This is a genomic window from Streptomyces sp. NPDC055078, assembly GCF_053607985.1.
In genome coordinates this window covers 1-2,948 of the sequence record NZ_JBSGUP010000863.1, presented here as the reverse complement: position 1 = coordinate 2,948, position 2,948 = coordinate 1, and the positions used below count along the sequence as shown (strand labels likewise).

Sequence of the window (2,948 nt, the reverse complement as noted above, 5' to 3'; positions counted from 1 at the left end):
GCCCCGTCGGTCAGCTTCCCGCCGCTGAGGGCGTGCGCCATCGCCCCCATCACGAACGGCAGCGCCACCATGATGATCAGGAACGTCCGGTCCGAGGACCCGTGTGACGCGGGACGGTCAGTTGGGTACCGGCGCGGTCCAGGGCAGGGCGATCCACACCGTCTTGCCGCCCTCCTCGGTCGGAGTGACCGAGAGCCTGCCCCCGCGCTCGGCGGTGAGCGTACGGATGATGACCATGCCGCGCCCGTTGTCCTGCCGTACGGCGGCGGGCAGCCGCTGAGGCCACCGCGGGTGACTGTCGGTCACCCCGATGCGCAGTTCCTCGTCCCGCTCAAGGCTCAGCTCCACCGTGAAGGTGGGCGACTGGCCGAAGGTGTGCTGCACGGCGTTGGTGGTGAGTTCCGAGACGATCAGCCGGACCGTGTCGACCGCGTCGGCCCCGGCCGGCTGGCCCCACTCGGCGACGATGTCGGTGGCGAATTTCCGCGCCACGGACACCGAGGCGGGATCGCTCGGCAGAGTGACGGAGGCTTCCTGAAGGTCTGCCATGGCGACGCTGTCCCTTTCCCACCGCGGCCGGGCTCCGACTCGTAGCGGAGTAATGCGCGGGCGACCACGGATTGCGCTATCGCGCCAGAGTGCCACTTTTCGTGCTCGCAAGAGTGGCGATCCACCAAGATATGCATATATCTGTCGCTCGAAGCGGTGAACTCTCCGACGCGAGACCGTATTTGGACGCCATTCCGGCTTTGATCGCGGGCGAACCGGGATGACAAACGGAAGGAAGCCCCATGCACCACGGACCCGCGGTGCGCCGCCGCAAGCTGGGTGAGGAACTGCGCAAGCTGCGGCTGGCGGCAGGACTCACCAGCCGTGGCGCCGGCGCGATGGCCGGCTGGCACCAGTCGAAGGTGAGCCGGATCGAGACCGGCGCGAGCGGTGTGAAGGCGTCGGACGTACGGCTGCTGCTCGATGTCTACGACGTCACCGACCCCCAGCTGCGGACGCTGCTGGAGACCCTGGCGGGCGCCGCCGACGGCTCGGGCAGCGGCTGGTGGCACGCGTACCGGGGGCTTCTCCCGCCCGAGTACCGCGATTTCATCAGCCTGGAGTCACAGGCCAGTGAGGTGCGCACGCTGGAGACCTCCGTGGTGCCCGGACTGCTCCAGACCCCTCGGTACGCCCGTGCCGTCACCCGGACGACACTGGCGGATCTGCCCAGGGCGACGGCCGACTCACTGGCGGAGGTGCGGATCACCCGCCAGGCGGTCCTGCGCGCGGAGCGTCCGCTCAAGCTGAGCGTCGTCCTGGACGAGGCGGCGCTCCGGCGGGAAATCGGCGGTCCCGAGGTGATGCGGGAGCAGTGGAAGGCACTGACCGAGTCGGCCAGGCTTCCGCAGGTACGGCTCCAAGTGGTCCCTTTTTCCGCCGGGGCGTACGCCGGTCTCACCAGCTCTTTCGTTATCTTCTCCTTTCCGACCACTTCTGATCTGGACGTGGTCGTTCTTGACCATTTGACGAGTACTCTCTATCTGGAACGGGCAGAAGACCTGGCGGCATACAGCGCCGCCTTCGCGACGATGCAGGCGTGTGCGCTGTCACCGGTCGAATCCTTGGATCTCATCGCCGCCGTCCTGGACGGCGCATAGGGAGGCCCCATGCATGCGCACCTCACCCCTGACCGCTTAAGGCGTGTTGCGAAGGTCCCGCCTGACCCGCCCTCCGGGCGGACGGCGCTGCTTTCGCAACACCCCCTGGCCTGGCGGCGCAGCAGCCGCAGCACCGGGGCGAACAACTGTGTCGAGGCGGCCCGGCTGCCCGACAGCACCCTGGCCGTACGCGACTCCAAGGCCGTGACCCGCCGACCGCTGCACTTCTCCCCCGAGGCATGGAGCAGGTTTCTGACCGGCGTCGGGTCGGAGAGCGTCGGCTGAGCGGAGCACCGGAGCCGAGACCCGGAGCCGAGACCCGGAACGGAGACCCGGAGCGGAGAGACTCAGCCGACCCCGACACCGGCCGTCGCGGCGGCCGGCGCCGTCCGCACCACCGTTTCGGCCGCCCACTCGATCTGCTGATCGGTCAGATCGGCCCGGGCCGTCAGCCGCAGCCGTGAGATGCCGTCAGGCACCGACGGCGGACGGAAGCAGCCCACCCCCAGCCCCGCCTCGCGGCAGTCCGCGGCCCAGCGCACCGCTGCCTCCGGCGAAGGAGCCCGTACGGAGACGACCGCGGCATCCGGGCGTACCGCGTGAAGACCCTGCGCCGTCAGCCGGCGGTGCAGGGTCGCGGCGATCGAACGCACCCGCCCGGCCAGGTCCGGCTCCCGCCCCAGCAGCCGGAGCCCCGCCAGCGCGGCACCCGCGGCGGCCGGCGCGAGACCCGTGTCGAAGATGAACGTACGCGCGGCGTTGACCAGGTGGTCGATGACCCGGGCCGGGCCGAGGACGGCACCGCCCTGGCTGCCCAGCGCCTTGGAGAGCGTGAGCATGGCGACCACACCGTCGCCGCCCGCGATCCCCGACGCGTTCAGCGCGCCCCGGCCGCCGTCGCCGAGGACGCCGAGCCCGTGCGCGTCGTCCACCAGCAGCGCCGCGCCCCCCGCGCGGCAGATCCCGGCCAGTTCCGCCAGCGGCGCGGCGTCGCCGTCCACCGAGAAGACCGAGTCGGTGACCACGAGGGCCCGCCGCCCGGGGTGCGCCCCGAGTGTCTTGCGTACGGCGTCGGCGTCGGTGTGCGGCACGATCGCGGTCTCCGCACGCGAGAGCCGGCAGCCGTCCACGATGGACGCGTGATTGCCCGCGTCGGAGACGATCAGTGAGCCCCGGGCGCTCAGCGCGGTCACCGCGGCGAGATTGGCCGCGTACCCGGAGGACAGCACGAGCGCGGCCTCGAATCCGGTGAACGCGGCGAGTTCGCGTTCGAGTTCGGCATGGAGCGCGGTGCTGCCC

Annotated in this window: 4 protein-coding genes; 2 read left to right on the top strand and 2 right to left on the bottom strand. The window is 70.9% G+C overall.

What is annotated here, in order from left to right:
• Positions 1-117: 117 nt before the first annotated feature.
• Positions 118-549 carry an ATP-binding protein gene (locus ACWF94_RS37830; RefSeq protein WP_453499372.1) on the bottom strand — a complete coding sequence of 144 codons (432 nt, stop codon included), beginning with the start codon at positions 547-549 and terminating at the stop codon, positions 118-120.
• Positions 550-791: 242 nt separating this feature from the next.
• Here ACWF94_RS37830 and ACWF94_RS37825 point away from each other — a divergent pair, with 242 nt between their 5' ends.
• Both ACWF94_RS37825 and ACWF94_RS37820 read left to right on the top strand, forming a co-directional pair.
• The gene (locus ACWF94_RS37825; RefSeq protein ID WP_453499370.1) at positions 792-1,649 is read left to right on the top strand and encodes a helix-turn-helix domain-containing protein; all 858 of its coding nucleotides are present in this window, start codon (positions 792-794) and stop codon (positions 1,647-1,649) included.
• 9 nt (positions 1,650-1,658) lie between these two features.
• Positions 1,659-1,934 carry a DUF397 domain-containing protein gene (locus tag ACWF94_RS37820; RefSeq protein ID WP_453499368.1) on the top strand — a complete coding sequence of 92 codons (276 nt, stop codon included), beginning with the start codon at positions 1,659-1,661 and terminating at the stop codon, positions 1,932-1,934.
• Between the two features lie 62 nt (positions 1,935-1,996).
• Here ACWF94_RS37820 and ACWF94_RS37815 read toward each other — a convergent pair.
• Positions 1,997-2,948: 8-amino-7-oxononanoate synthase (locus tag ACWF94_RS37815; RefSeq protein ID WP_453499366.1), on the bottom strand; the 952-nt coding region annotated here is incomplete at its 5' end.

Coding starts and splice junctions, on each gene's coding strand:
- ACWF94_RS37830 (WP_453499372.1), bottom strand. CDS start 549: ATGGCAGACCTTCAGGAAGCCTCCGTCACTCTGCCGAGCGATCCCGCC.
- ACWF94_RS37825 (WP_453499370.1), top strand. CDS start 792: ATGCACCACGGACCCGCGGTGCGCCGCCGCAAGCTGGGTGAGGAACTG.
- ACWF94_RS37820 (WP_453499368.1), top strand. CDS start 1,659: ATGCATGCGCACCTCACCCCTGACCGCTTAAGGCGTGTTGCGAAGGTC.